At 63.5% G+C, this 26,364-nt stretch carries 23 protein-coding genes; 11 read left to right on the top strand and 12 right to left on the bottom strand.

Translation table 11 applies throughout. The features are described from left to right. Positions 1–4: 4 nt before the first annotated feature. Complete coding sequence (locus tag MOK15_RS18315) at positions 5–751, top strand: DUF2889 domain-containing protein (protein WP_242933156.1); 747 nt, start codon at positions 5–7, stop codon at positions 749–751. A 45-nt stretch (positions 752–796) separates the two neighbouring features. Here the strand turns inward: MOK15_RS18315 and MOK15_RS18310 are convergent, their stop codons facing one another. From MOK15_RS18310 to MOK15_RS18300, 3 genes are all read right to left on the bottom strand, one after another. After that, complete coding sequence (locus MOK15_RS18310) at positions 797–2,071, bottom strand: amidohydrolase family protein (RefSeq protein WP_242933155.1); 1,275 nt, start codon at positions 2,069–2,071, stop codon at positions 797–799. Further along, complete coding sequence (locus MOK15_RS18305; RefSeq protein WP_242933154.1) at positions 2,064–2,888, bottom strand: helix-turn-helix domain-containing protein; 825 nt, start codon at positions 2,886–2,888, stop codon at positions 2,064–2,066. Before MOK15_RS18305 ends, MOK15_RS18310 begins: the two co-directional genes overlap by 8 nt. Positions 2,889–2,993: 105 nt before the next feature. Further along, positions 2,994–4,472 carry a fatty acid--CoA ligase family protein gene (locus tag MOK15_RS18300; protein ID WP_242933153.1) on the bottom strand — a complete coding sequence of 493 codons (1,479 nt, stop codon included), beginning with the start codon at positions 4,470–4,472 and terminating at the stop codon, positions 2,994–2,996. A gap of 125 nt (positions 4,473–4,597) precedes the next feature. Between MOK15_RS18300 and MOK15_RS18295 the strand changes: the two genes are divergently transcribed. Beyond that, positions 4,598–5,542: an enoyl-CoA hydratase/isomerase family protein gene (locus MOK15_RS18295; RefSeq protein ID WP_242933152.1), complete on the top strand. Its 945-nt coding sequence runs from the start codon at positions 4,598–4,600 to the stop codon at positions 5,540–5,542. Here the strand turns inward: MOK15_RS18295 and MOK15_RS18290 are convergent. The 5 genes from MOK15_RS18290 to MOK15_RS18270 are packed head-to-tail and all read right to left on the bottom strand — an operon-like array spanning position 5,504 to position 11,123. Further along, positions 5,504–6,895, bottom strand: a complete 1,392-nt coding sequence (locus MOK15_RS18290; protein ID WP_242933151.1) for an amidohydrolase family protein — start codon at positions 6,893–6,895, stop codon at positions 5,504–5,506. The genes MOK15_RS18295 and MOK15_RS18290 overlap by 39 nt on opposite strands. Then, positions 6,889–8,058 carry a CoA transferase gene (locus tag MOK15_RS18285; protein WP_242933150.1) on the bottom strand — a complete coding sequence of 390 codons (1,170 nt, stop codon included), beginning with the start codon at positions 8,056–8,058 and terminating at the stop codon, positions 6,889–6,891. Before MOK15_RS18285 ends, MOK15_RS18290 begins: the two co-directional genes overlap by 7 nt. Before the next feature lies 1 nt (position 8,059). Next, positions 8,060–9,556, bottom strand: coding sequence for a fatty acid--CoA ligase family protein (locus MOK15_RS18280; protein WP_242933149.1), 1,497 nt, complete (start codon positions 9,554–9,556; stop codon positions 8,060–8,062). 10 nt (positions 9,557–9,566) lie between these two features. After that, the gene (locus MOK15_RS18275; RefSeq protein ID WP_242933148.1) at positions 9,567–9,857 is read right to left on the bottom strand and encodes a hypothetical protein; all 291 of its coding nucleotides are present in this window, start codon (positions 9,855–9,857) and stop codon (positions 9,567–9,569) included. A gap of 36 nt (positions 9,858–9,893) precedes the next feature. Then, positions 9,894–11,123, bottom strand: a complete 1,230-nt coding sequence (locus MOK15_RS18270; RefSeq protein WP_242933147.1) for a CoA transferase — start codon at positions 11,121–11,123, stop codon at positions 9,894–9,896. A gap of 219 nt (positions 11,124–11,342) precedes the next feature. Between MOK15_RS18270 and MOK15_RS18265 the strand changes: the two genes are divergently transcribed. Together MOK15_RS18265 and MOK15_RS18260 are read left to right on the top strand one after the other, a co-directional pair. Continuing rightward, positions 11,343–12,134: an SDR family oxidoreductase gene (locus MOK15_RS18265; protein ID WP_242933146.1), complete on the top strand. Its 792-nt coding sequence runs from the start codon at positions 11,343–11,345 to the stop codon at positions 12,132–12,134. Positions 12,135–12,313: 179 nt separating this feature from the next. Further along, positions 12,314–12,616, top strand: a complete 303-nt coding sequence (locus tag MOK15_RS18260; protein ID WP_242933145.1) for a hypothetical protein — start codon at positions 12,314–12,316, stop codon at positions 12,614–12,616. A 65-nt stretch (positions 12,617–12,681) separates the two neighbouring features. Here MOK15_RS18260 and MOK15_RS18255 read toward each other — a convergent pair whose 3' ends face one another. After that, positions 12,682–13,146, bottom strand: a complete 465-nt coding sequence (locus tag MOK15_RS18255; RefSeq protein WP_242933144.1) for a MarR family winged helix-turn-helix transcriptional regulator — start codon at positions 13,144–13,146, stop codon at positions 12,682–12,684. An 85-nt stretch (positions 13,147–13,231) separates the two neighbouring features. Then, entirely contained in the window at positions 13,232–14,488 is a 1,257-nt protein-coding gene (locus MOK15_RS18250) for an acetyl-CoA C-acetyltransferase (RefSeq protein WP_242933143.1), read from the bottom strand. A 162-nt stretch (positions 14,489–14,650) separates the two neighbouring features. Here MOK15_RS18250 and MOK15_RS18245 point away from each other — a divergent pair, with 162 nt between their 5' ends. From MOK15_RS18245 to MOK15_RS18235, 3 genes are all read left to right on the top strand, one after another. Next, positions 14,651–16,288 (top strand): MFS transporter, encoded by a 1,638-nt coding sequence (locus MOK15_RS18245; RefSeq protein ID WP_242933142.1) that lies wholly within the window; start codon positions 14,651–14,653, stop codon positions 16,286–16,288. 128 nt (positions 16,289–16,416) lie between these two features. Next, positions 16,417–18,603 (top strand): TonB-dependent receptor, encoded by a 2,187-nt coding sequence (locus MOK15_RS18240; RefSeq protein WP_242933141.1) that lies wholly within the window; start codon positions 16,417–16,419, stop codon positions 18,601–18,603. Positions 18,604–18,628: 25 nt separating this feature from the next. After that, on the top strand, positions 18,629–19,672 hold the full coding sequence (locus MOK15_RS18235) for a dihydrodipicolinate reductase (protein ID WP_242933140.1): 1,044 nt from the start codon (positions 18,629–18,631) through the stop codon (positions 19,670–19,672). Here MOK15_RS18235 and MOK15_RS18230 read toward each other — a convergent pair. Together MOK15_RS18230 and MOK15_RS18225 are read right to left on the bottom strand one after the other, a co-directional pair. Then, on the bottom strand, positions 19,666–20,529 hold the full coding sequence (locus tag MOK15_RS18230) for an SDR family NAD(P)-dependent oxidoreductase (RefSeq protein ID WP_242933139.1): 864 nt from the start codon (positions 20,527–20,529) through the stop codon (positions 19,666–19,668). The two genes, MOK15_RS18235 and MOK15_RS18230, sit on opposite strands and share 7 nt — an antisense overlap. 91 nt (positions 20,530–20,620) lie before the next feature. After that, positions 20,621–21,268 (bottom strand): TetR/AcrR family transcriptional regulator, encoded by a 648-nt coding sequence (locus tag MOK15_RS18225; RefSeq protein WP_242933138.1) that lies wholly within the window; start codon positions 21,266–21,268, stop codon positions 20,621–20,623. A gap of 69 nt (positions 21,269–21,337) precedes the next feature. Here MOK15_RS18225 and MOK15_RS18220 point away from each other — a divergent pair, with 69 nt between their 5' ends. The 4 genes from MOK15_RS18220 (at position 21,338) to MOK15_RS18205 (ending at position 26,353) form a co-directional block, all read left to right on the top strand. After that, entirely contained in the window at positions 21,338–22,723 is a 1,386-nt protein-coding gene (locus MOK15_RS18220) for a hypothetical protein (RefSeq protein WP_242933137.1), read from the top strand. Further along, positions 22,720–24,147, top strand: a complete 1,428-nt coding sequence (locus MOK15_RS18215; protein WP_242933136.1) for an acyl-CoA reductase — start codon at positions 22,720–22,722, stop codon at positions 24,145–24,147. The genes MOK15_RS18220 and MOK15_RS18215 overlap by 4 nt, the downstream gene beginning before the upstream one ends. Positions 24,148–24,224: 77 nt before the next feature. Further along, a complete protein-coding gene (locus tag MOK15_RS18210; protein ID WP_242933135.1) occupies positions 24,225–24,980 on the top strand; it encodes an SDR family NAD(P)-dependent oxidoreductase in 756 nt (251 codons plus the stop codon). 38 nt (positions 24,981–25,018) lie between these two features. Beyond that, positions 25,019–26,353: an MFS transporter gene (locus MOK15_RS18205; RefSeq protein WP_242933134.1), complete on the top strand. Its 1,335-nt coding sequence runs from the start codon at positions 25,019–25,021 to the stop codon at positions 26,351–26,353. The last annotated feature ends 11 nt before the right edge of the window (positions 26,354–26,364 follow it).

Below are 26,364 nucleotides of genomic sequence, written 5' to 3'. Positions count from 1 at the left end.
AGCGATGGATAGCGCCATGCTCGATGTGCTGCCAGGCTTTCGCCGTCGCTTCCTGGTGACGCCCACGGCCGGGCAGGTGACTGCCGCCGTCGAGGATGATTATCACAGCATGGCCGTCACCCTGCATCATGACGGCGCGGTCGTGTCCGCCGTGGACTCGGTCATGGAGCGCGTGCCCTGGACCAGTTGTCCGGGTGCTCCCGCTGTGTTGCAGGCGACCTTTACCGGCGTGGCGCCGGGCGACATTGCGGGGCGAGGCGAGAAAAAGGCCAACTGCACGCATCTGCATGATCTGGTGCTGCTGGCGGCGGCCCATGCCGGCGATATCGCCCCGACCCGCTATGAGATTCTGGCTTGTGATCCGGTCGATGGCCTGGCCGTGGCGGAGATTCGACGCGATGGCATTCCGATCCTTCAGATTGCGCATCGCGGCCATGTCATGACTGAACCCGTCGAAATCGCGGATTTCTCGCTGATGAAATTGCGGGGCTGGATCGATGCGCTCGACGAACCGCAACGGGAAGCCGCGCGGCTTCTCCAATGGGGGACCATCCTCGCCAATGGCCGGCTGATCCCCATGGAACGCCAGTCCACCGCCAGCCGGGTGCCGCCCAACTGTTTCACGTTTCAGCCAGAAAATGCCGTGAACGCCCTGCGGGTTGGGCGCGTGATCGATTTCAGCGCAGCGCAGATGGAGCCGCTCGACCATTTCGATGGCGCAACCTATCAACCTCGTCCATCGGAAGGTTGAGGAAGAAGCGCTCCCGCAGCAAGGCGGGAGCGCTCCGGATTTCGATCAGAAGGGTAGGTTGTAGAGACCGGTGGCGTTGGTCTGCAAAACCTTCTTCTTCACTCCAAAATCATAGCCGCCCAGGACATCGACGACATGCTCCTGGACGCCAGGATAGAGGGACGTCGGGTGTGGGAAGTCGGTTTCGAACATGACCTTGTCGACGCCGATCGTTTCCAGCAGCAGCTTGGGCGCCACCTTCTCGAACCAGAATGTGACCCAGAAATGGTCGCGGAAATATTCCTTCGGCCGCTTGTTCAACAGGCCCTTCTTGCTGGGCAGCATCTCGTCGAACTGATGTTCCAGCGCTTCGATGGCGAACGGAACCCAACCAGCGCCGCTTTCGATCAGGCCGATCTTGAGCTTGGGATGCTGATCCAACCGGCCCGACACCATCCAGTTGCCCAATGTCGCCGCGTTGCCGATCGAGAACATGGTCGCGACGACTGCCAAAGTCTGTTCGAAACCAAACCCTTCCCAGGTCAGCGTATTGGGGTCGATCGCCGCATTGAGGTGGAAGTTGAGCGGCATCCCCGTGGCTTCGCACATTTCCAGGAACGGCGTCCAATAATCGTGCATGAAGCTCGGCACACCCACGCGCTCAGGCGTGTCGGGCAGAACGAAGCCTTTCAGGCCCATGTCCACGCAACGCCGCGCCTCCGTTTCCAGCGCCTTCTGATCCCAGAAGGGGAGATGCGCCATGTTGAAGATGCGGTCGCCCGACTCCTGCTGATATTCAGCCGAAGCATCATTGTAGATCTGGATGATGGCGAGGGCGAGATCGGGATCGCCCAGCGACATCAGCGATCCCGCCTGGGTCACGCCCGAATTCTGGAAGCCGATCTGGGCATGGACGCCCATATCGTCCATCGCCTGCAACCGTTCCTTGATGAGATGGCCGCCGGGGTGCGCCTGCGCCAGCTTGGGGAAGGCAAGGCGGCCGAGCAGCTTGTTATTGTCCGCACGGATGACATTGCCACCCATCGATCCGAAATTGCGATCACCCACATACCAGCGCTCGACCCCGTCGGCATCCAGCTTCACATAAGGCACCTTCGCCTTGTATTTGGCGGACGCGCGGGACGTGAACAGGTCAGGCGCCTCGGTAATATGCGTGTCGGTATCGACGATCTTGATGCCCGCGAGCGAGGGGTGCAGCCCACCCGATTGCGATGCATAGTCGACTTCGCGGATCACCCCGCCGGCCGTATAACCTTCAGCCGACCAATATTTGCGCGCGGCTTGCGCGAGTTCCTTGTCGTTGTCCTTCACCTCAGCCATGGCTGACCTCGAACTGCGGCTGGCGGGCATCGAACAGGGCGGACACCGATGCCGGTGCAGGCTCTTCGACACAACGGCGCACGGCGTCCCGGAGCGTCACCAGCAGGTTATCGGCATCGATCTGGTCCGACGGTTCATAAACGAAGCCGATCGCCAGAGGCTGACTTTCGGGCATGTTGGGCAGCAGCACTGCCGTCACGTCGGCGAGCGATCCGAACCCGGCCCTGCCGCTTGCATGACCCTCGTCACGGCAGCGCTGGATCTGCGCGACCATATCGACGGTTGCGAACTTGCGATCCTCGCTTGCCTCGGCGTTGAGCCGACGGATCATGCCGCCCCGGCGCGGTTCGGTCACGGTCGACAGCATCAGCCAGCCCGCTGCGGAATCGGACAGATAATCCTGCTGTCCACCGCAAAAGCCCGGCCCGGCGGTGCGGAAGCTGCGCTTGCCGGCGCGCCAGTTGAACACCTGAACCTTCAGCCCGACCATGCCGAACACGGCAACGCCCAGACCCGTCTGGGCCGACAACCGGTCGATCAGTCCCGTCAGAACGCCGTCACGCACCAGTCGCGGCTGGACGGCTGCTGCCAGCATCGCGGCACGCGGCGTGGGGGAATAGGAACGCGAGCAAGGGTCCTTATGCAGAAGGCCCAGATCGACCAGGCTCGACAGCAATTCGGACGTGCTGGACTGGGGTCGGTCAAAACGACGGACAATGTCCATCACCGTGGCCTGCGGATGATTTTCATCGAAGAATTCTAGCACTTCGATGACGCGCTTCGCGATCTTAGCCTTGTTGGACTCGACTTGAGCCATGGTCCTCTCCTTCGGTTTATGAACATAGTTGTTCACTAACGCGGAGAAGCTGTCAATAAAAAATGAGATACTCTCGTTTATTTGAGAAATATCTATCTATTTCAATTATATAATAACCTCCTCCAGAAAGAGTCGACGGAGCGCCTGACGATCTGTCTTGAGCGAGGGCGTGCGCGGAAACTCCTCGCAGAACAGCCATTTGGCCGGCACATGGGGCGCAAGCAGATGGGCGCGGACGTGCGCCTCCAGCATGGCAAGGTCGGGTGGGGACACTCCTGGCGCCAGGCGAATCGCTGCGGCCGGAACTTGTCCCAGGCGGTCGTCATCGATGCCCGTGACGGCGGCTTCGGCAATATCGGGATGCTGCATCAAAACCCGTTCGATCGCTTCGGGCAGCAGCTTGAAACCGCCACGCATGATTGCACCATCCGCCCGGCCCATCAGGAATAGAAAGCCATCCTTGTCGATTCGCGCGACATCCGATGTGCGAATCCAGCCCGGCCCGATCCGGGGCGAAATCACCTCCAGCAGGCCAGGGCTGTCGAAAGGCATGATCGAGCCACTTTCCGCATCCACGATCCGTAGCTGTGCGCCGGGCATCGCGCGCCCGACCGTACCGCGCTTCCTTTCGCCCCACTCCGCGTGCAGGGCCGGCGTCATCATCGCGACCGGTCCGGCAAATTCCGTTGCGCCATAGGACAGCAGGATGGGGATGGCGTAACGCGCTTCGAACGCTTGCTGCACATCGGAATCGAGCGGCGCCGCGCCCGTGCCGATTGTGCGTAGCGACGCCAGTTCCTCGACCGGGACCTGCGCATCGAGCACGGCCCGGATGTAGGAAGGCGGCAGGCCTGCATGGGTCGGACGGTAACGGTTGAGATACTGGCGCCAGGCCGGCAAGGTGAAGCGTTCGAGCAGCACCATGCGCTGGCCGCGGATCAGCATGGGCAGCGTCGAATAGAGGCCGGAGATATTGCCGATCGGGAAATAAAGCAGGAAGGGCGGAGCAGTGCGTGCATCCTCCCCCTCCCGTTCCGTCAGGGGGCTGCCCAGGAAATGGGTTTCCAGCAAGCTGTACGGCAGGGCGAAGGATTTGGGTGGGCCGGTGGTGCCGCTGGTCAATATCTCGATCTGTGGTTCAGTCGATCCAGGCTTGCATCCAGGGGCGCCCGCGGGTTGCAGGAGGCGAACCGCCATCCCGTCCAGCGCAACCACTGCCATCTCCCTATGCGCTGCCGCTTCCAGAACCTCCGGGGCCAAATCCTCTGCAGAAGCGACAAGGGCTGCCGCTTCCCGCTCCGCCAGGTTCCGAGCAATGCCGACTGGAGCCTGGAAGGCATAGATCATGCGGATCGTCCGTCCTTGCGCGACAAGTCCGAGCAGGGCGGCCAGCGCTTCGGGACGATTGCGGGGCACGAAAGCGATGGGCGCGCCATCGCGAACGCCACCGGCTGAAAGCGCCGCCTGCAAGGCGCGGGCGGTCCGGGCGACCGCACCCCAATCATGCCAGCGCCCTTCATATTCGATCGCCGGTCGTGCCGGATCATGCAGCAATGCTTTGGCGCTTCGCTCCTGCAAGCTCATGCATCTCTCCTCCCATCCGGATATTGTGTCGTTGTTTCGTCCGCGCCAACGGTAAAGGGCAACGCTTGGGCGATGAGTGAGGACTGGCTTTTGGCCTCGCGCTCGCTACGCTCTACATTGGCTCGATGGCCAACCCGTTCGCCCGCATCGATCCGCTGACGCTCGTCTTTCCGTCTCAGCATGACGGCGCGGTGCTGGCAGTCATCGATCTTGATGGCGTGGCGGACGATGCGGAATGGCATCTGCCTGCCTGTCCGTTAATCGGTATCGGCGACCGCGCCCATCCCCATGCGTCACGCTGCGACCTGCTGGTCGAACCGCCGGTGTCGCTGGACGCGCTCGTTACGGCGATCGAAGCCCAGCCGCACGCTGCCGCCATTCTGGTGCAGCTACTGCGTCTGACCGAAACCATGGCGATAGATGCGGCGCTGGTTGCGGAATCCATGGCCTATGGGCTGCTTCAAGGCAGCGCTGGCCATTCGGCCTGGCTGGTAATGCAGGGAAAGCCACAGCTCCATTCTCCAGGCGCGGTTCATGCTGTACGCGACGATGACCGTCTCGACATCTGTCTGGCCCGTCCCCATGCGGACAATGCGATTGACCGTCCGATGCGCGATGCGTTGCGGGAGATTTTCGATCTGGCCGCGCTGGACAGGGACGTCGCGCATATCCGGTTGCGCGCGGAAGGACGAAGCTTCTCGTTGGGGGCCGACCTGGCCGAATTTGGTACGACGCGCGATCCCGCTACCGCCCATGCCATCCGCATGGCGGCATTGCCCGCCCATTCCATCGCACAATGCGCGGATCGGCTGGAAGCGCATGTGCAGGGCGCCTGCGTGGGATCGGGGCTGGAGATGGCGGCCTTCGCCGCCCGGCTGACCGCCAGTCGCTTCGCCTGGTTCCAGTTGCCCGAACTTGCCATGGGCATATTGCCGGGAGCGGGGGGCTGTATTTCGGTCGCCCGCCGGATCGGTCGGCAGCGTGCGGCCCTGATGATGCTGTCGGGCAAGCGGATCGGTGCGCGGACGGCGCTAGATTGGGGTCTTGTCGACGCGATTATAGACGACTGATCCGGCAATGATGGTCGTCCGCACATCGTTGGCATCCAGCCGCGCACGGGCCTGTGCCCAATTGCGATCGAGCAGGCAGAGGTCTGCCGGCGCGCCTTTCGTTATCCGGCGGATGCGATCCAACTCCATCGGATCGGCCAGGAACAGATCGCGCGCGTCCTCCGGCGTCAGGGCTTCATCCTCGCCTACGTAAATGCCGCTTGCGGTTTGGCGCGATACGGCAGCCCGCATGGAGGCCCAGGGATCGGGACGGCCATAGGGCGCGTCACTGCCGGCCGCCAGCGTGATGCCCATCCGACGGAAGGCGGCAAGGCGGTAGAGGAGCAACCTCTCCCGTGGATCGACATCGGCAAGATATTGATCGCCACGCTCGGCGATGAAATGCGGCTGGCTGACGACGCGGATGCCCAGATCGGCCATCCGCGCCAGCAATATGTCGGGCGTGATGCCGGCATGTTCGATGCGTCCGCCTTGTTGTACGCCAGCCTCTTCCAGCGCCGCCAGCGCGAACACCAGCTCAACCTCCGTGGTGCAGTGGATGGCGGCATTGCGACCCCGCTCATGCGCGTTGCGCAGAAAGGCCACGCAGGCGTCGAAATCGGGCAGTTGATGTTCGTGCAGATGCAGCTTGGCGGGGCCGATCGTCACGGCGGCAGGCGGCGGCGTGTCCGACAGGGCCAGCGTTCCGGCCAGCACGATGCGCTGGATCAGGCGCTCGGCGTCCTGTTCCGCCGCGAAATGCGCCGCCATGCGTCTGTCATTGGCCGGCGACATGTCGGTGATGCCGATTATCCCCAGCGAGGCCAGCTCCGCGCTCACGGCTGCCAGCTCCGGCGGCGTGCCGCCCAGCGCGGAACGCAGCCAGGCATCCGCATCGAACAGGCGTCCCGTCCAGCGTCCGCCGTTGCGCTCCATTCCCTCCGGCGGGGAGGTTGTAGACAATAAACGGTCCAGCGCCGCGCTGTTGAGGAACCACATGCGCCCGGAACGATGCTGTATCCGCACCGGACGATCGCCCGTCCAGCGATCGAGCGTCGCGGCGTCCAACATGCCGGCAACGCTTTCATGATAGCCCACGCCGCGCAGCCAGCCGGCTCCCGGTTGCGCCAATATCCGTGCGAGATCCTCTTCGTCCCTCACCTCCGGCGGCCCGCAGGCGATGGAGTTGCGCGCGACTGCCAGCGCGGCGCAATGGATATGATGGTCGTGCAGTCCGGGCAGCAACGCGCCTCCACCCGCCTCGATCACTTGCTCGTCAGGATCTGGCTCAAGCAGCCCGATAGCCGCGATCCGCCCATTTGCGATGCGTATATCGGCCAGATGCCCGTCAATCTCGGCCCGACGGATCAGCATGACGTGAGCCAGGCTTCATTGTCCTGCCCCAGAGCGGCGACCGCGCCGAATGGCCTGGGTTCGACCGTTGGGAAAGACGATCCGCCAGCCATGCTCCAGGACCGCAGGTCGGCCATCAGCGCGTCTTCGTCCCGCCGCGTCTCGCTGGCCAGCGCATGGGCGATGATAGCGCTCATCGACAGGATCATGCGTGCGCCCCGTCCATCGCGCAGCCGCGCCAGCGCCAGATGCGCGGCACGGATGCCGATCAACGGATCGGCACAGGCGTCGCCGCCGAAGCCAACCGACCCACCGGCATCGAGAAGCGCGCTGCTCAAGCCGCCCGTAACGCTGCAATCATCGCCGAAGCCGATCCAATGGGCCGCTTCCCCGCTCGTTCCATGGCCGGTGATCGTCATCCAGACCAGCCCCGGCACCGCGCGGACCAGCGCATCGGCATCGATCCCCAATTGCCGGAGCGCGCGCGGCCGCGCCGACTCGATCACCAGATCGGCCCGGCTTATCAATGCGATCAGCGCCGCCCGGTCGACGCCATGGCGCAGGTCCAGCGCGATATTGGCCTTACCCTGGTTCAGCCGGGCAAAGAGCGCGGGATCGCCTTCCCGCATCCGGTCGGGCCGGGTGTGGCTCTCCACCTTGATGACGCGCGCGCCACACAGGCCGACGAGATGCGCCGCTAGCGGCCCGGCCCAGAGCGCCGACAGGTCGATGACAAGCGGTGGCGCCGTTCGTGCCTTTATCTCTCCTTCCGCAGTGATGGCGCAGACGGGGCTGACCGGCGTTTCGCCAATTCGCGCAATGGCCAGGCCCAGCAACCGGCCTTGCGCGACCATCTCTTCGCTCCGCCGGGCGGCAAAGGCAGCGATCAACTGCGCGTCATCCCCTCCGTCGATCCCGCTCTCTCCGAACAAGGCGGGCAGCATCGCGCGGTCATCGGGCCGCGCGAGGGTCAGCGCGACAGGCATGTCCAGCGTATCATAGAGCCGACATCCGCCCCCGGCCGAGATGCGGCCAGGAATGCGAAAGCCGTTGAGTGCAGCTCGCTCTCCCATCAATTGTGTGGCCGTCAGGGAAGAAAGGGCCGTCCCGCCGCCCAGCCGCTCGATCGAGCGCAGCTCCGCCTCAGCCCAATGGGAGAGGGGAAGGGCGCGTGGACCGGCCATGTCAGACGAGGAAGAGTTTCTTGATCTCCCGCCGCAGCAATTTGCCCATCTCATTATAGGGCAGGGCGTCGGCGAACAGCACCCGTTCCGGCACACGGGAGGAGCGCAGCCGCGCCCGCACCATCTGCTTCAGCTCCTCGTCCGATGGCGCCGCATGGCCGGAGCGGGGAACGACGATCAGGCCGACCGCTTCGCCCCATTCATGCGACGGGATGGCGACAGCCGCAGCTTCGGCAACGGCGGGATGTGCGATGACGACATCCTCGATCTCCCCCGGTGAGATATTCTCGCCACCGCGCACGATGACATCGTCGGCCCGGCCCGACAGGAAGAGATAGCCTTCCGCGTCCAGATAACCCGCGTCGCGCGTGGGAAACCAACCCTGCGCGTCCAATGCGCTGCGTTCGCGATATTCGCCCGACACCTGGTCGCCCCGGACGTAGATTTCGCCGGCGCTGCCGGCGGGCAGGACATGGCCTTCCTCGTCGCGTATCTCGATCTCGACCGTCGGCAGCGGCCGCCCGACCGACCCCAGCCGCGCGCGCACGGCCGGATCATTCGATCCATGGGCGGCACGATGTTCATCGGGGCCAAGCAGTGCGACGGTCGAGCTGGTTTCGGTCAGCCCATAGGCATTGGTGAAACCCGTCTCCGGGAACAGGTCCAGCGCCTGGTGGATCAGTTCGGTCGGCATCTTGCCGCCACCATAGGCGATGGCGCGCAGGCGGGAAAGATCGGGGCGATGGCCCTTGTCCATCGCGTCGATGATCCGGGCGAGCATGGTTGGCACGACGAAGGCGTTGCTTGCCTGCTCGATCGCGGCGAGGTCCAGCCACCCCTTGGGTTCGAAGGCGGGGAGCAGCAGGATGCGCCGCATGGCGTAGACGGAACTGAGCAACGCTGCGATGCCCGCGATATGATAGGGAGGCACGCTGACCAAAGCGGCATCCTCTTCGGGCGCGGCGCCGAACTCAACCGTACCCAATATGTAGGACAGCAGATTTGCGTGGCGCAAGATCGCCGCCTTCGGCGCGGCGGTCGTGCCGCTGGTGAAAAGCTGGATGGCGACGTCCTCGCTAGTGTCGGCATCGACTGCCGGATCGGCAGCGCGCGCCAGCGCTTCGGCAACGAAGGCGGTGCGATCGAGCGGTTGGTTTGTCTGGGATGGGCTAAGTCGTCGGACACGGTCGACATCGCCCACGATCAGCGCCGGACTGATCCGGTCGAGCAGGGCGGCCAGGTCCGCGTCGGCCAGACGATAGTTGAGCGGCACATAGGCTATGCCGGCGAGGGCCGCGCCAAATAGCGCCATGGCCGCCGCCTCACTGCTTTCGTCGAGCAGGGCGACATGGGTGCAGCCGCTCGCGCGGATCAACGCCGCCGCGCCGCGTGCGCCGGCCAATAGCTCCGCATAGGTCCAACGCTTGCCATCGCATACCAGGCCGACCCGGTCGGGCGCAGCGTCCGCAGCCATTTCAAGGAACAGGGCGATATTCATGGGATGCGTGTCAATCCGAAGCGGGCAGGGGTTTGGCGTCCTTGGTGCTCAGCGCCACCCCATCGACCGAAAGCGATCCCTTGCCGGGCTTGATGCACAGCAGTTCGAACGTGCCAGCGGTATCGACATAACGCTTGCCCATCAAAGTACCGGCGGAAAAATCCGTGTTTGGTGCCCCTTGCGGTTCGGCCTTGGCTTCACCCATGGGCGCGCCGCCACATTCGATCGTGCCCTCGCCGCTGCGGATCACCATGACTTCGGTGTCACAGACCGCGCTCTTCAGTTTCGTTCCGGGTTTCATTGCTATCTGCCTTCCTCACCGTAGCATCTTGCCTTTTCAGGCAATGGCGCCACTGGCCTTCCATTGTTCGATCCGATCCCATTCGACGCCCATTTCCATGAGCACGAGTTCGGTATGTTCCGACGCTTGAGGTGCGCGCGTAGTTTCCAACGGCTGACCGTCGAACTGAACGGGACCGCGAACCAGCTTTAGCGGTTTGCCGCTGCCATCGGCGCCTTCGACCTCGACGATCATGTCATTGGCCAGCGCTTGATCATCGGTCAACAGATCGGCGAAACTCTGGATCGGCGCCCATTGGCCCTTCAGCGTCTTCAAATGCTCCCGCCAGTAGGCGAAGGGCTTTTGCGCGAAAGCCTTGACCAAGATGTCGCTCGCCGCGCCGGCATTTTCGATCAGCGCATGGACATCCTGAAAACGCGGGTCGTTGGCGGCTTCGGGCGCGCCGACATGCTCGAACGTGTCGCGGATCAAGCCCGTCGGGCTCACCATGCACAGGTTGATCGTGCCGCCGTCGGAGGTGTGGAAATTGCCCATGAAGGGGTTGCGGAGCGACCCTCCCGACGCCGGCATACCATTGCGGGTGACGACGCCAGTTTCCATGATCTGCGAAATCTGCGCGCCCGACGCCCACCAGGCGGCGCTCAGCAGCGACACATCCAGTTCCACGGCCTCGCCCGTCTTTTCGCGATGATAGAGCGCGCCGGAAATTCCCCCCGCGATGAACATGCCGCCGATCGAATCCCCGAAAGCGGGGATGCCCTGGGTCAGCGGGCCGGGCAAGGCTTCGGGCGACATCGCATAGGCAATGCCGCTGCGCGACCAGAAGCATGTGCCGTCGAAGCCACCGACCTCGCGTTCCGGCCCCTTGTTGCCAAGCGCGCTCCCGCGGGCATAGATGATGTTCGGATTGACCGCGCGGATATGTTCGACATCGAACCGGTTCTTCTGCCTGACCTGGGGAAGATAGTTGGTCAGGAACACGTCGGCCGTCCTGGCAAGCTCGTAGAGCACTTCCTGCCCTTCTGCGCTCGACAAGTCGATGCCGACGCTGCGTTTGCCCCGGTTGGGATGCTCGAACAGCGTGTGGCGTAGCGGATCGAGCGTCACGCCACCCATATTGAGGAAGCCACGCTGCGTATCGCCCCGCACGGGATGCTCCACCTTGATGACGTCTGCGCCCCAATCCGCCAGAATTGCGCCCGCAGCCGGAACATAGGTGAACTGCGCCACTTCCAGCACGCGCATACCTTGCATCACCTGGGTCATCTTACCCCTATCCCCTCATTCGCCGCACGAACCGGCATGGTCGTGGAAAAGGGTAGAAGCTGCGGCGGTGGCCGCAAGAGCCGAAGGCCAGCCGGACGCGGGCTATCGCTAGCGCGATGGGCCAGCAGCCCTCAACGCCGCCACGATATAGGGAACGGGGGATTGAGAAGGGGAGGAGGCGGGTCGATAGCAAGGGCGCAAGGATCCCGGAGGACTGCCATGAACATCGACTCTTCGCTTTCTGCCATTGTGACGGGTGGGGCGTCTGGCCTGGGCCTTGCCACGGTAAAGGCGCTGCGCGCGCTCGGCGTGCAGGTCGCGATTTTCGACATCAATGAAAGCCAGGGTGAGGCCGTGGCGGCGGAGGTCGGAGCGCTTTTCTGCAAGGTTGATATCCTTTCCGAGGACAGCGCATTGGCCGGCTTCGAAAAGGCGCGTGCCGCTCATGGTCAGGAACGCATTCTGGTTCATTGCGCGGTTGTGTCCAAGGGGGGGAAGACCGTCAGCCGGGACAAGGAAACGGGCGGTTTCAAGCGGCTGTCGACCGAGGATTATGCGCTGTCAGCCGATGGCGTGCTGGTCGCCACCTACCGCATGGTGTCGATCGCCGCCCTTGGCATGGCCGCGCTCGATCCGCTGGAAGATGAAGAGCGCGGCACTATCATCCTCACGTCCAGCGCGGCGGCGCAGGATGGTCAGGTGGGGCAGGTTGCCTACGGATCGCTCAAGGCCGGGGTCAACGGCATGGTGCTACCGATGGCGCGCGACCTGATGGAACTGGGCATCCGGGTTAACGCCGTGATGCCGGGCATCTTCGCCACGCCGCCCATGTTGCGGTTCAAGGATATGAATCCCGCAATGTACGAAAGCCTCAACAACAGCGTGCCTTTCCCCCGGCGGCTGGGCAAGCCGGAGGAGTTTGCCAGCCTGGTCATGGAAATTGCGCGCAACAGCTATGTGAATGCCCAGACTTTCCGCATTGACGGTGCGATCCGCTTTCCTCCGCGCTGACGCTGCTCATCTCGCCACTCCGATAGGGGCGTCTCGTTGTTCGAGGCGCCCTTTTTATTTCGCTCCTGCGGTCTCGCAGGTGCGAAAAATAATACTAAGCTAGCTTGACATTAAAGGAGTAATAGCTAACCTAGGTTAGTGTTAAGTGAGTCGATCTCATTTTCTTAAAGAGGCCCGTTATGACCCGTTTCGCCAAATTCGCGCTGATCGTTCCGCTCTCCGTGGCCCTTGCCGCTCCGGCTTTTGCTGACGATACAGTGCAGCTTGCCAATGCATCGCTCAGCGCTGCAGATTACAAGGGCAAGATGCTCTATACCGCCGCAGGGGATCGTCTGGCGGCCGTATATCGCATCGGTCAGGATGGTGCGGCGCAGATCATCCTCAACGGAAAGATGGTCTCGGTCCCGGCGGCAAGCCTGACCGCTGCCGACGGCAAGCTGACGACCAGCCTTTCCAAGCGGGACCTGCTGGCCGCGCACTGATCTTTTCCGCACGAATGGAGAAAGGGTCGCCTTCGCAGGAAGGCGGCCCTTTCTCGCGTCTCGCTTCAGCTCTTTGAGATATTCTCGGAGATGGTGTCCAGCAGCGCGTTGAAGCGCAGCAGGTCGCCATGGTCGAAGCCGGCGAAAGCGACGTCCTCATTGGCCCGCGCGATCCCTGCCAGCTTGGACGTGATCGCCTGGCCCGCGTCGGTCAGATAAACGGCATGGGCACGACGGTCGTCATCCTTGGCGCGTCGTTCGAGCAGGCCGTCAGCGCACAACCGGTCGATCAGCCTGCCAGCGGAAGCTTCGGCAATTTCCAACATGCTGGCAATCGTGCGTTGCGTCGATCCAGGATAACGGGCAACCGCCGCGATCACCGTCCATTGCGATCGCGTCACGTCCAATAGGGCCACGCTCTGATCGAAATGCGCGCGCAATTGCCGCGCGATCACCGTCAGCTTGAGTGACGCATTGCGCATCAGGGCGGTTGGGTCTTCGGCCAGCAGGTCGTCGATCGGTTTTGCCATTGTGCGCGCAGCATAGCGCCATCGCGGCGAAACGAAAGAAAGCTCGTCCTGCAAAGCGCAGTCGGGGATTTGTGGCTTGTGTCGTTCAGACACGTTCGATGATGATCGCTGGAGCCATGCCACCTGCGGCACACATAGTGATGAGGCCATAGCGTCCTCCGCTTCGCTCCAGTTCGTCCAGAGCGGTTCCGATCAGCACGGCGCCGGTCGCCCCGATCGGATGGCCGAGCGCGATGGCGCCGCCATTGGGGTTGAGCCTCGTTCGATCGATCTTCATGTCGCGGATGAATTTTTCGGTGACGACGGCAAAGGCCTCATTCACTTCCCAGACGTCGATATCGTCCTTGGTCAGGCCAGCCTTAGCCAGCGCCTTGTGCGCTGCGGGGACCGGACCATTGAGCATCAGCGTCGGACAATCCCCCATATTGGCGGTCGCGACGATGCGGGCGCGGGGTTTCAACCCTCTGCGCCGGGCATAGTCGCCCGATGCCAGCAGGATCGCCGCCGCCCCGTCGACCACGCCCGAAGAGGTGCCGGCATGATGTAGCGGTTCGATCGCCAGGTCCGGGTATTTTTGGTTGATGAGCTGGCGGAATGTCGGTCCCTCAGGCCTTGAAGGCATGTCGATGAAGGCGGCGAAGGCGGGTTTGAGGTCTGCCAGTTGCTCGGCCGTCGTCCCTGGCCGCGGATATTCCTCGCGGTCCAGGATCACCGCGCCGTCATCATCCAATACCGGTACGGTCGATCGTGCAAACCGGCCCTCCGCGATCGCGACGGCAGCGCGGCGCTGACTCTCCGCGCCATAGGCGTCCAGTTCCGCGCGCGTAATCCCCTCCATGGCCGCGATGGCGTCGGCCGCGACGCCCTGGTTCGACTGTGGGTGCCTGGCCTGCAGTCGCAGATTGCCCGTGCCAAGGCCGCCAACGGACTTGATCCCGGCCTCCCGGAGCGACTGGCCATAGGCATTGACGTGCGACATCATCTCGGTCCCGCCCGCCACGACCACATCTTCCATGCCGGCCATGATCTGCCCGGCGGCGAGGTTGGTGGCGGTCAGGCCGCTGCCGCAGAAACGGTCGAGCGTGACGCCCGACGCCCGGATATCATAACCCGCGTCAAGCGCCGCCATCCGGCCCATGTCGCCGCCCTGCAGGCCCATCTGGGCGCTCGTGCCCCAGATCACATCATCGACATCGGCAGTGTCCAGTGCATTACGGTCCTTGATCGCGCGGAGCACGCTCGCGGCGATGTGCTGGGGATGCATGTGCGAAAGTGCGCCCTTGCCGACCTTGCCGATGCTGCGGGGCGTACGGACGGCGTCTATGATGAAGGCATCGGCCAAAGCTCATCTCCCATGCTTCTGTCTTGGTTCGGCTATCGCATGGATCGGAGGCGCGGGGCCACCGTCAAGCCTATCGCGCGGGCGATTGATGCAGGAGGGCGCGTCCTTGGGATGGACGCTGGACGGGCCGCGGGCACAAGGATGGCGCGGAAGGAGAAGAATATGGCAGGCAGCTTCGCGCCGCTGCGCGAACCAGTCTTTCGGCGCATCTGGACGGCCAGTCTGCTGTCTAATTTCGGTCAACTGATCCTGGGCGTGGGCGCAGCATGGGAAATGGTGCGGCTGACGCCGTCTGCCGGGATGGTGGCGCTGGTCCAGACCGCATTGATGGCGCCGCTGATGCTGGTGGCCGTGCCCGCCGGCGCGCTTGCCGATATGTTCGACCGCCGCCGGATCGCCATGACCGGTCTCGCCTTCTCCGCCGCCAGCGCCACACTGCTGACGCTGCTCAGCAGCGCGGGTCACGCGACGCCTTGGCTCATCCTGGCCTTCTGCTTCCTGATCGGGTCCGGCGTGGCGCTCTATTCGCCGGCCTGGCAATCCTCGATCACCGAACAGGTGGGGGCGGCGCATCTTCCCGCGGCGATCGCGCTCGGCACGATCAGCTATAATGTCGCGCGTAGCTTCGGGCCGGCGCTTGGTGGAGCGATCGTACTGGCGGCCGGTGCGCAGGCGGCTTTTGCCGTCAACGCCTTCTGCTATCTGCCGCTTTTGTTGACCTTCTTCCTGTGGCGGCGGACGCCGCTGCCTTCCCGGTTGCCGCCCGAGCAAATGCACAGAGCTATCGTCTCGGGCATTCGCTATGCGTTACATGCCGCGCCGATCCGGATTGTACTGGTGCGTGCCTTTCTGTTCGGCCTGGCAGGCGCGTCGGCGGCGGCCTTGGCTCCCTTGATCGCGAAGACCCTGCTCGGGGGGGATGCGGCCATTTACGGATTGCTGCTGGGCGCCAGCGGTGTCGGCGCGGTTGCAGGTGCGTTGCTCGTTGGTCCCCTGCGCGATCACTTTGGAACGCAGGGGATCACGGCTGTCCTGTCGCTGCTGGGTGGCGGTGCGCTCGCGCTCGCGGGGGCCAGTCGAGCCCTGCCGCTGACCTGTTTCGCGCTGGCGCTGGCGGGCGGCGCCAACATCCTTACCATCGCGCTTTTCAACGTATCTGTGCAGCTTTCGGCGCCGCGTTGGGTGACTGCCCGGGCGCTGTCGCTTTTTTCCTCGGCGCTGACGGGCGGTATAGCGATCGGCGCGGCTCTATGGGGCGCGGTCGCAGTGCGCCTGTCAGTCGACATGGCCTTGTATCTGTCGGGGGTGGCAATGGCTGTGATGCCGCTGATCGGCTGGCTGTTCCCGCTGCCTGCGCTGGATGAGACGGATGTCGAACCTTTCATTCTGGGCAATGAGCCGGAGGTCGGGTTGGCGCTGACCCGCCGATCCGGTCCGGTCATCATAGAAATCGACTATGATGTCGATCCGGCCCGCGCCCGCGATTTCTACGGAACGATGCTGGAGGTGCAACGCACCCGATTGCGCAACGGCGGGTTCAACTGGTCGATTGCGCGCGACATCGCCGATCCGGCACTCTGGACCGAACGCTATCAATGCCCGACCTGGGGCGATTATCTTCACATGCGCGAACGCTTCACTCAGGCTGACAAAGCTGTTCAGTCCAGGGCAGGATCCTTCAATCGGAGTCCGGGCGGATTGCGGGTGCGGCGAAGGTTGGAGCGGCCATTCGGATCGGTGCGCTGGCGGTCGGACTCTCCCGATCCACGGCAGGAAGGGCTGGGCTATATCGGCCCTTGAACGGGCGCTGTAACGCGGGGGCGATAGAATCGGGCTGGTTCCAGAAAATGGGGGCGGGATCACATATCACCATCCTACATGACTGGTGAGCGCTGGGGTAATCAGTGCATCGCCCTGGGGAGGTGACTATGAGGGTTCATACATATCAGGTCATGGCATCGCGACTGGCGCTTGCCCTGATGCTGCCTGCCTTGCCGCAGGCAGCCCACGCACAAAACAGCGATGCCGCCGCCGAGCAAGCGTCCGATCTGATCGTCGTCACTGCCCAGCGCCGCGCGGAACTGTCGCGCGACGTGCCGATCAGCATCACCTCGATCAACAGCGACCAGTTGACCAGCGCGGGCGCCAATCAACTGTCGGACATCGCCAATGTGACGCCGGCGTTGCGGTTCGACAGTGCCGCGACCTTCGTGCAGCCCACCATTCGTGGCGTCGGGACGGCCGTCGCCAGTTCGGGCGGCGGGGCCAATGTCGGCATCTATATCGACGGCTTTTATTCACCCAATCCGCTGGCGGCCGACTTTCAGTTGATGAGCCTGCGCGGCGTGCAGGTGCTCAAGGGGCCGCAGGGCACATTATTCGGTCGCAACACCACGGGCGGCGCGATCCTGTTGACCACGGCCGAACCCACATCCGATGCCCATGGCGAGTTTCGCGTCAGCTATGGCCGGTTCGATTCCATCGGCCTCCAGAGCTATGCCACATTCGGCGTGGTGGAGAATGTGTCAGCGGACGTCGAAGCCATGTTCCGGCGTGGCGACGGCTTCGTCCACAACATCACCACTGGCAGCGACAATGACGGCCGCTATCGCAACTGGTCGCTGCGCACGGGTTTGAAGTTCGATTTCAGCGACGCGGTCTCGCTGCTGCTGCGCTACGTGCATAGCGACACCAATGATCCGACGTTGATGAACACGAACATCTATGTCGGCAAGGATATTGGCGGCGCAGGCACCAACTTGCCATCCAGCTTCTACGCAACCGATCCGAACGAGGTCGCCACGTCCGGCCCTTCCGTGTTCCGATCGAACAATGATGTCGTCCAGGCGACCCTGAAGGCGGATCTGGGCTTTGCCGATCTCGCCTCCTACACCCAGTATCGCGACGAACGCTCGTTGATCGTGGAGGATCTCGACCATACGGCCGCGCCGATTTTCCTGTTGCACATTCCAGTCAGCAGCAAGACGTTCTCGCAGGAATTGTTGCTGACGTCGAAACCCGGCGGCCGGCTGCAATGGACAGCGGGTCTCTTCTATTTCCGCAACAGGGACCATTGGGGTACGCGCCTTGGCCAGCCCAGCGCTGCCGATCCGCTGGCCAGCATCGCGATGGGCGGATCGGGTACGGACACCCGTTCCTATGCCGCCTTCGCCGATGCGACCTATACGCTCGCCGACAGGCTCTTCCTGACGGTCGGCGCGCGCTACAGCCATGACGAAGTGCGCGATCCTTACTATATCGTCCCCTTCTCAGGCGTGCGCACTTATGTGCCGGTGCTCAAGGGGGACAAGGTGACGCCGCGCGCCGTGCTGCGCTTCAAGCCCAGCGAGGAATCCAGCGTCTACGCTTCTTATTCAAAAGGCTACAAGGCGGGCATCCTCGATGTCGGGGGCAATACGGGGAACCGCGTGGCGCCGGAAGATATCGACGCCTATGAGGTCGGCTTCAAATTCGACGATCGGCGCCTCTCCTTCGACCTGTCGGCTTATTATTATGATTACAAGAATCTGCAGGTGTCGCTCTATCGCGGCAATCCGCCCTCGGCCCAGATCATCAACGCCGCCTCGTCGGAAATATATGGGCTTGAAGGACAGTTGGCCTATCGCCTGACCGACCGTTTCCAGGTCAATCTGGGCGCGGCCTACACCCATGGCCGCTATACCAATTTCGTCGATGCGCCTGTCTATACCCGCTGCACCTTGCCGTCCTGCGCGGCACAGGGAGTTTCCTTCCTGGTGATCCCGACGCAGTTGCGCGATGTGCCGATGCAGCGCACGCCGGAATTCACCGGCAATGTCGGCGCTCGCTACACGCTTGCCTTGGCCGGCGGATCGCTGGCCCTGTCCGGCAACCTCTATTACACGTCGAAATTCTACTTTGGTCCTTCCGGCACGCAATTCCCGCAAAAGGGGTATGAAGTGCTGGCCTTGCGCGCGGAATGGACCGATCCCAGCGACCGGATATCGCTCGCCGTCTTCGGCGACAATGTGACCAACAACCGATATCGGACCCAGGTCCAGTATAATAATTTCGGCGTCGGCAATGTCTGGAGTGCGCCCGCGACCTGGGGAGTGCAGGCCAGCACGAAATTCTGACGGTAAAAGACGGAAGGAGAGGGTGATGACCGGCGGCAGGCGCTATCGTGTCATTCAATGGGCGACCGGCAATGTCGGCGCGCGCGCGTTGCGCACGGTGATCGAGCATCCACAACTGGAGCTGGTCGGCCTATGGGTCAGCTCGGATGTCAAGGCCGGTCAGGATGCGGGCACGCTCGCAGGCTTGCCGCCCTGCGGCATTTTGGCGACCCGGTCGATCGACGATTTGATCGATACGCCGGCCGATTGCGTCCTCTATATGCGGCAGGGCACCGATCTGGACGAATTGTGCCGCCTGCTGGAATCCGGCAAGAATGTCGTGACCACGCGCGGCGATTTTCATCACCCGCCGAGCATGGCGCCGACAGTGCGCGACCGGATCGAGACGGCCTGTCGAGCCGGCAAAAGCTCCATCTATAGCACAGGCTCCAGTCCCGGCTTCGTGACGGAGGCGTTGCCCCTGCCGCTTTTGTCGCTTTCGCGGCGGCTCGATTGCCTGACGATCGACGAATATGCGGATCTCTCCAGCCGCAATTCACCGGCGCTGCTGTTCGATATCATGGGTTTCGGCCGCGCGCCGCAATCCTTCGATCCCGGCCAGATCGCGCATGTGAAGCAGGATTTCGCCGGATCGCTCGCACAATTGGCCGCCGCGACGGGCGTCGCCATCGACGAATGGGAGGCGATGGGGGAATTTGGTATCGCCACGCGGGATATCGGGATCGCGGCCGGCACGGTTCCCGTCGGCACCGTGGCGGCGCAGCGGATCACGGTATCCGGCCTGAGGAGCGGCAGAGCCGCGCTTCGCTTTCGCGCCAACTGGTATTGCGGACGGGAGATTGATCGGACCGACTGGGCGCTAAGGCCTTCGGGCTGGCACATGTTGGTGGAAGGCGACACGCCGCTCGACGTGGCGATTTCCTTTCCCGTCGCGCCGGAGGATTATGCCGCCTTCACGCCGGGCCTGACCGCGCATCGCGCCGTCAATGCCGTGGCGGCCCTGTGCGAGGCTCCGCCGGGCATCCGCACCACGGCCGACCTGCCCCAGGTCATTGCGCGTTTTCAGTAGCCCGCCACCAACTGCTCGCTGACGGTCCAGAGCCGGGCGGCGGCGGCATCATCCTGTGCGGCCGTCGATGGCATGATGGCGGTGCGCTGATGGAAATACAGTCCGCTCGACCGGCCCGGCTCCTCTGTGCTCGCCAGCCAGACCAGCGTGTCGGCGGCCTCGCGCGGTGACAGGGCGCTATCGGCGATCGATTCCATATAGGCGCGCATCGGTGCATCGCAGTGGGTCGCGAAATTGCTGGCCACGACCCCCGGATGCATGGCGTGGGCGACGATGCCGGTGCCGCTCGTTCGCCGCGCCAATTCGCGGGTGAAGAGGATGTTGGCCAGTTTCGCGTGGCAGTAGGCCGCGCCGCCCACAAAATCGTCGGTGAAGGTCAGGTCGTTCCAGCGCATCCCGTCGCAATGCTCATGTCCCGTCGATGATGTCGCGACGATTCGGACGGCGCCCGTTCCTTGTCGTGTTGCCGCTGCTTGCAACTGCGGCATCAGTTTTTGCGTCAACAGGAAGGGCGTAAGATGGTTGGAAACGAAGGTTGCCTCATTCCCCTCCGGCGTGATGATCCGCTCGGCATGAACACCACCGGCATTGTTGAGCAGCGCGTCGATTTCAGGCGCCAGCGCGGCAATTTCCTGTGCGACCCGTGCTGTTTCCGACAGCAGCATCATGTCCGCCCGGATCATATGAAAGTTCGTGCCGGGTGTGGCCGACAGCGTCTTTTCGGTTTCCGCACAGCGCACCGGATCGCGGCCGACGCCAATCACCCTCCATCCCTTGGCCAGCAGTGCGCGCGCCGCTTCCTTGCCGATGCCGGCGCTCGCTCCCGTGACTACGGCCACCTTCTGGCGCTCGCTCATAGGCGTATGACCTCCATATTGTGGGGGCCGCGCCCCAATGTCAGGAACAGGCTCGCCCCAATAGGCCGATCCCATCCTCGCCTCCTGTCCATCATCTTGTTTTTACGCCGTTCAGGAACAGGCGCACCGCGGCTTGCACCCATTCGTCGACTTCCATCGGACTCATGGCCTGCGGTGACGCGATCAGCCGCACCGGCCCGCCGAGCACCATGGTCATGAACAGACTGGCTGCCATGTCCGGCCGCTCCACGCAAATCGCCCCGGCGCTATCGTGACGCCGGAGCAGATCGGCTAGATATTCCGCCATCGGTCGCGCGCCCCGGTCGTAGGACAGCATCAATAATTCGGGGAACCGATAGGATTCCGTTGTGACGATACGCCGCAGGCGCACCCCTTCGGGCGTCGAAAGATCGGCGATGCGGAGCCGCGCCACGGCGATCAGGGTGGTTTCGATGTCCGTGCTTTCCGCCGCGCGTAAGTCGTCCGGCGCCGTTGCCGTGCGCTCGATCGCGCGCGTCACGGCCGCCAGAAATAGGGCCGATTTTTCCGGGTAGCGCGCATAGATGGTCCGCTTGGTCATGCCGACGGCGGCGGCGATGCCCTCCATCGTTGTCAATTCGAATCCCCTGTCGAGGAACATGTCGAGCGCAACGTTGAGTAGTTCGCCTTGGCGCGCCTGCGCCTGCTCGCGGGTGGGGCGTCCTGCGCGACCGGCGCGCTGCGATGAGAAGCTGTTCATGACCAGCATCATTATGGCCCTTGCCGGTTTTTGCGAATCATGCATAATGAAACGTATTAGGTGCTATTAATGCGCCAACGATCCCAAGGCAAGGAGCAGGATATGGGTGTGCAGGCCGATCGCCTGACCGGACTCGTCAGTTTGGACTACAGGTTCAACATGCCGTATGAAGAGTTGCGCGCGGTGCAAATCGCGGCCCTCGACGAGCGTTTCCAGGAGCGTAAGGACAGCATCCGCCTGCTGGGCCACCGGGCGCGGGAGGCGGGCATCGACGCGGTGCGATCGTTGGACGACGCGGTGAAGCTGCTCTTTCCGCACACGGCCTATAAAAGCTATCCCGAAGTCTGGCTGATGCAGGAACGCTGGGACAAGTTGACCCAATGGCTCAACACCATCTCGGCCTATCCAGTGACTGAGGTTGATCTGGATAATATCACGGATGTGGATGACTGGATCGATCGGCTCCAGGCCGCGGGCCACTATGTCTCCTGCTCCAGCGGCACGACCGGCAAGTCGGCGATGTTGATCGCCTCACAAAAGGATATGGACTGGTCGAAGATCGATACCGTCAATGTCTTCGCCTGGGGATCGGGAGTACAGCCGGCCCGTGACCGTCGTATCATGGGCCTCGCGCCGGTGGCGAAAGTGCCCAGGAACGAGATTATCGGGCAGGCGCAGCGCGAGGCGTTCGGCGATCCCGACAAGGAGATGTTTCACTATCCGGTTCCGCCGATCACCGTCGGGTCGTTGACCCGCATGGTCGTTTTGCGGAAGGCGATCGCGGAAGGGACGGCATTGCCCGGCGACATCGCCGAGCTGGAAGAAACATCGCGCGTGCGGCAGGATGCGATGGATCGCGCCGGGCATGTGGCGGCGGACGCGATGATCGAGCATCGCGCCGACAAGCTCTATATCGCTGGCATGTGGAACGCGCTCTACCATGTCGCAAAAGAAGTTCGGGAACGCGGCTATTCAGCCAAGGATTTCAACCCGGACAACTGCATCTATATCGGAGGGGGATTGAAGCGCGCGCAACTGCCCGATGATTATCAGCAGTTCGTGCATGAGACGTTCAATATTCCCGAAGGGCGGCATTTCCAGAATTATTCCATGCAGGAACTGAACAGCGGTATGCCCAAATGTCCGGGCGGCGGTCGCTATCATGTACCGCCCTGGATCGTGCCGATGATCCTCAACAAGGAAGGCGATGCGCTGATCGAGCATAGTTGCGATGGCGAGGTGGAAGGGCGCGCCGCGTTCTTCGACCTGTCGCTCGATGGCCGCTGGGGCGGCGTCATTACTGGCGACAGGGTTTCCCTGGATTACCGGCCCTGTGCCTGCGGCAATGCTGGGCCGTCGATTAGCGACACGATCGTCCGCTTCGCGGATATGGAAGGCGACGACAAGATCGGCTGTGCGGGCACGGTCGATGCCTATGTGCGAGGTGTGGCATGACCGTCCTGGAAAAGAAGCTGCCGTTGGAAGGCGACACGGCCGTCGAACCCATCAAGGTTGATCATTTCGTGCGCGGGCGACTGGTCGAGGACGATGCGGTCCGGCATCGCTCGCGCGACCTGGGCGTGGACTTCGCCACGCCGGCGATCGACCTCAACGCGCTGGTGACGCCGCGTTCGGAACTGCCGCCGCTCTATGACGTGCCGACCACGGAGATCGTCGATTTCCTGGTCGAGGCGGGGCAGCGGATGGATTTCGAGACCAATCCCTATCTTGCCCAGGCGCTCGAACATACGGTCAAGGTCAATCCGTTGCCGCGCCGCGTGGTCGAAAATCTTTTCCGCCGCGCCCGGCATTTCCTGACCCGCGATGGCCTGATGAGCAGCATAGAGACGAGTTTCCTGCATCCCGCCGCGCTGGACGGATGGGTGGAGCGCGCCGATGCCCATGGCAATCGCGGGGCGCTGCGCGTCTTCCCGACGCGGATGGTGCATATGTTGGCGGGCAATTCGCCGACGGGTTGTATCTCTTCCATCGCGCAGGGCGCGCTGGTGAAGGCGGTCAACCTCTTCAAGATGCCGTCGAGCGATCCCTTCACCTGTGTCGCCATGCTGCGCACCATGGCCGATGTCGACCCGAACCATCCGGTCGTTCGATCCATGTCGGCGGTCTACTGGCGCGGCGGCGACGCACGGATCGAAGGAACGCTCTACCGCCCCCAATATTTCGACAAGATCGTCGCTTGGGGCGGCGGCGATGCCATTCGCAACGTCATCCAATATATCGGGCCTGGCCTGCAGATGGTGTCCTTCGATCCCAAGACGTCGATCTCCATGATCGGCCTCGAAGGCTTCATGTCGCCGGAGGTTATCGGGCAGGTGGCGGAAGCGGCGGCGATCGATGTCGCGACGATGAACCAAGAAGCGTGCCTTGCCAGCCGCTTCCTGTTCGTCGAGGGCGATCGTGCGGGGATCGAAGCCTTTTGCGCGCGGTTGCAGGAAAGGCTTGGCGTGGATCGGGAAACCGCGTCGGCGGTGGCGCAGCCGCTCCCGATGGATGTCCGCGACGAGATAGAGATGCTGCAACTGATGGGGGACGACTGCAGGATTTGGGGGAAGCCCGATGGCCGGGGCCTCGTCATCCTGACGAATGAGCCGGTCGACTTCCACCCCAGCAACAAGACCGCCAATGTCGTGCATGTCGCGTCGCTGGAGGATGCCGTGCGTCATGTGAATGTGGCGACCCAGACGATCGGTATCTACCCGCCCGAGCGCAAGCGCGCCCTGCGCGACCGGCTGGCCAATGCGGGCGCGCAGCGGGTGGTGCGGCTTGGCGGAGCGGCCAAGCATGTCGCGGGCGGCACGCATGACGGCATGTTCCCGATGCAGCATCTGGTCCGCTGGATGAGCGACGAGGACGCCTGAGCGATATTTGCCCATCCGTCTTGTGTGGCGAGCCGTCGCCGGGCGATCATCGCCGCACAAGAATAGGAGGAGCGGATATGGCGGGCAGTCTTGCGGGCAAGGTTGCGCTGGTGACGGGCGCGTCGTCGGGGATCGGCGAGGCGGCGGCGCTTGCGCTGGCCGCCGCCGGAGCGTCGGTCGCCCTGTCGGCGCGGCGTGTCGACCGCCTTGGCAGGCTGGTCGATCACATCCATGCTATGGGAGGGCAGGCGATTGCCTTGCCGGGCGATGTGGCCGTCGAAGCGGAAGCGAGCCTGGCCGTGGCCGATACCGTCGACCAGTTTGGTCGTATCGATATTCTCGTCAATTCCGCGGGCGTCATCCAGTCGGGCGGGGTGGAAAGCCTGTCGCTCGATGAATGGCGGCGCGTGATCGACATCAACTTGCTCGGCACCCTCTATACCTGCAAGGCCGCCATCGGGCCGATGAAGGTGCAGGGCGGCGGCGATATCATCAATATCTCATCGACGGCCGGACGGCGCGCCGCCGGACTGTTTGGCCCCTATTCCACCAGCAAGTTCGGGCTTACCGGCCTGACCGAAAGCCTGCGGCAGGAAGTGGGCGGTGCCGGCATCCGCGTCGCCATCGTCGAACCCGGCGCGACGGCGACGGAGGTGGCGGGCGGCATCAGCGATCCCGCCATGCGCCAGGCGATGGAGCATCATGTCGGCAAGGACAGCGCGATGCAGCCGGACGACATCGCGCAAGCGATCCTTTTCATCGCCTCATTGCCTGCACGCGCGAACGTGTCGCAAATCTTGATCCGCCCGACCGCTGATACGGCGGCGATGTAAGGCCAGGCAAGGCCGACTCCAACAGGTGAGGACTATCCATGGCCGACTGCGAACCGCGTTCACCCGTCGCCACGGACCAGTTGCCGGGCATGGCCTATCGGTCCTGGTTCCTGTTCATCATGGTGCTGGTGTCCGCTTCGGTGCAGGGCGAACGGTATCTGATGGTGGTGATGGTCGAACCGATCCGCCGCGAACTGGGCCTGTCCGACGCGGCGATCGGCATGGCCAAGGACATGATTATCGCTATCGTCTACATCTTGGCGATCATCCCCCTGGCGCGCCTTGCCGACCGCTGGTCGAAGCGCAAGATCGTCGCCATCGCCGCCACCGTCTGGAGTATCGCGGTCATCGTCTGCGGCGCGGCCAAGAGCTTTTGGGTGCTGTTGATCGGGCGGGCGGGGATTGGCCTCGGCGAAGGAGGTTTCACTCCGCCGTCACAGGCCTGGGTGGCCGATCTCTTTCCGATCCGGCAACGCGCCACGGCTCTGTCCATTTTCCTTCTCGGCGCCTCGCTCGGCACCTTTCTGGGGCCAGCCATAGGTGGCCTGGCGGTTCAGGAATATGGCTGGCGCAACACGCTGATCTTCGCGAGCATTCCGGGGTTCGTTCTGGCGCCGATCGTGTGGCTTACGCTGCGCGACACCCGGCCCGGACTCGCTGACGGTGCGCCGTTGGAGAAGGGGCCGCCTGTTTCCTTTCTCCAGACTGCGCGCGAACTGCTTGCGATCCGGACCTTGCCGCCGCTGATCCTGGCCGCTTCGCTCAACGCCTTGCTGACCATGGGCTTCATCAGTTGGGCGCCCGCCTTTGTTGAGCGCACCCATGGTATGCCTGCCAGTCAGGCCGGGTTGCAGATGGGTGGAGCACTCTTCTTCGGATCGGCGATCGGCCATACGATCGGCGGGCCGCTGGCCGACTTTCTCGGCCGGCGCGATATGCGTTGGTATATCTGGATGCTGATGCTGAGCGGCGCGTTGGCCACCGGCATAGGCTGGATGATCCTAACCGGCCCCGGTGATCGGGTATTCCCCCTCTATGGCCTCAACATGCTCATCGGCGGCCTGTCGGCGGCGCCGTTGATGGCGGTGGTGGCGGGACTGGTGCCGTCCCGCTCGCGCGCCACGGCCATCGCTATATTGATGGTGTCGATCCAGGTGGTAGGGCTGGGCGGCGGACCGGTGCTGGTCGGCTGGCTCAGCGACCTCCTGCGTCCCGTCTATGGCGAACAGTCGCTCGGCATGGCCATGCGCTGGGCGCTACTGGTCGGCATTCCCAGCACGATCCTGGCCTGGATCGCCAGCCGCCACTGCCGCGCCGACTTCAAGGCGGCGGGTGGATGGGATGGTCCGGCCCCCAAACCGGCGATGCACTGATCCATCGTGCA

Source organism: Sphingobium sp. BYY-5 (genome assembly GCF_022758885.1).
In the GTDB taxonomy this organism is placed as follows: Bacteria; Pseudomonadota; Alphaproteobacteria; order Sphingomonadales; family Sphingomonadaceae; genus Sphingobium.
This window is presented reverse-complemented; position numbering and strand designations above follow the sequence as displayed.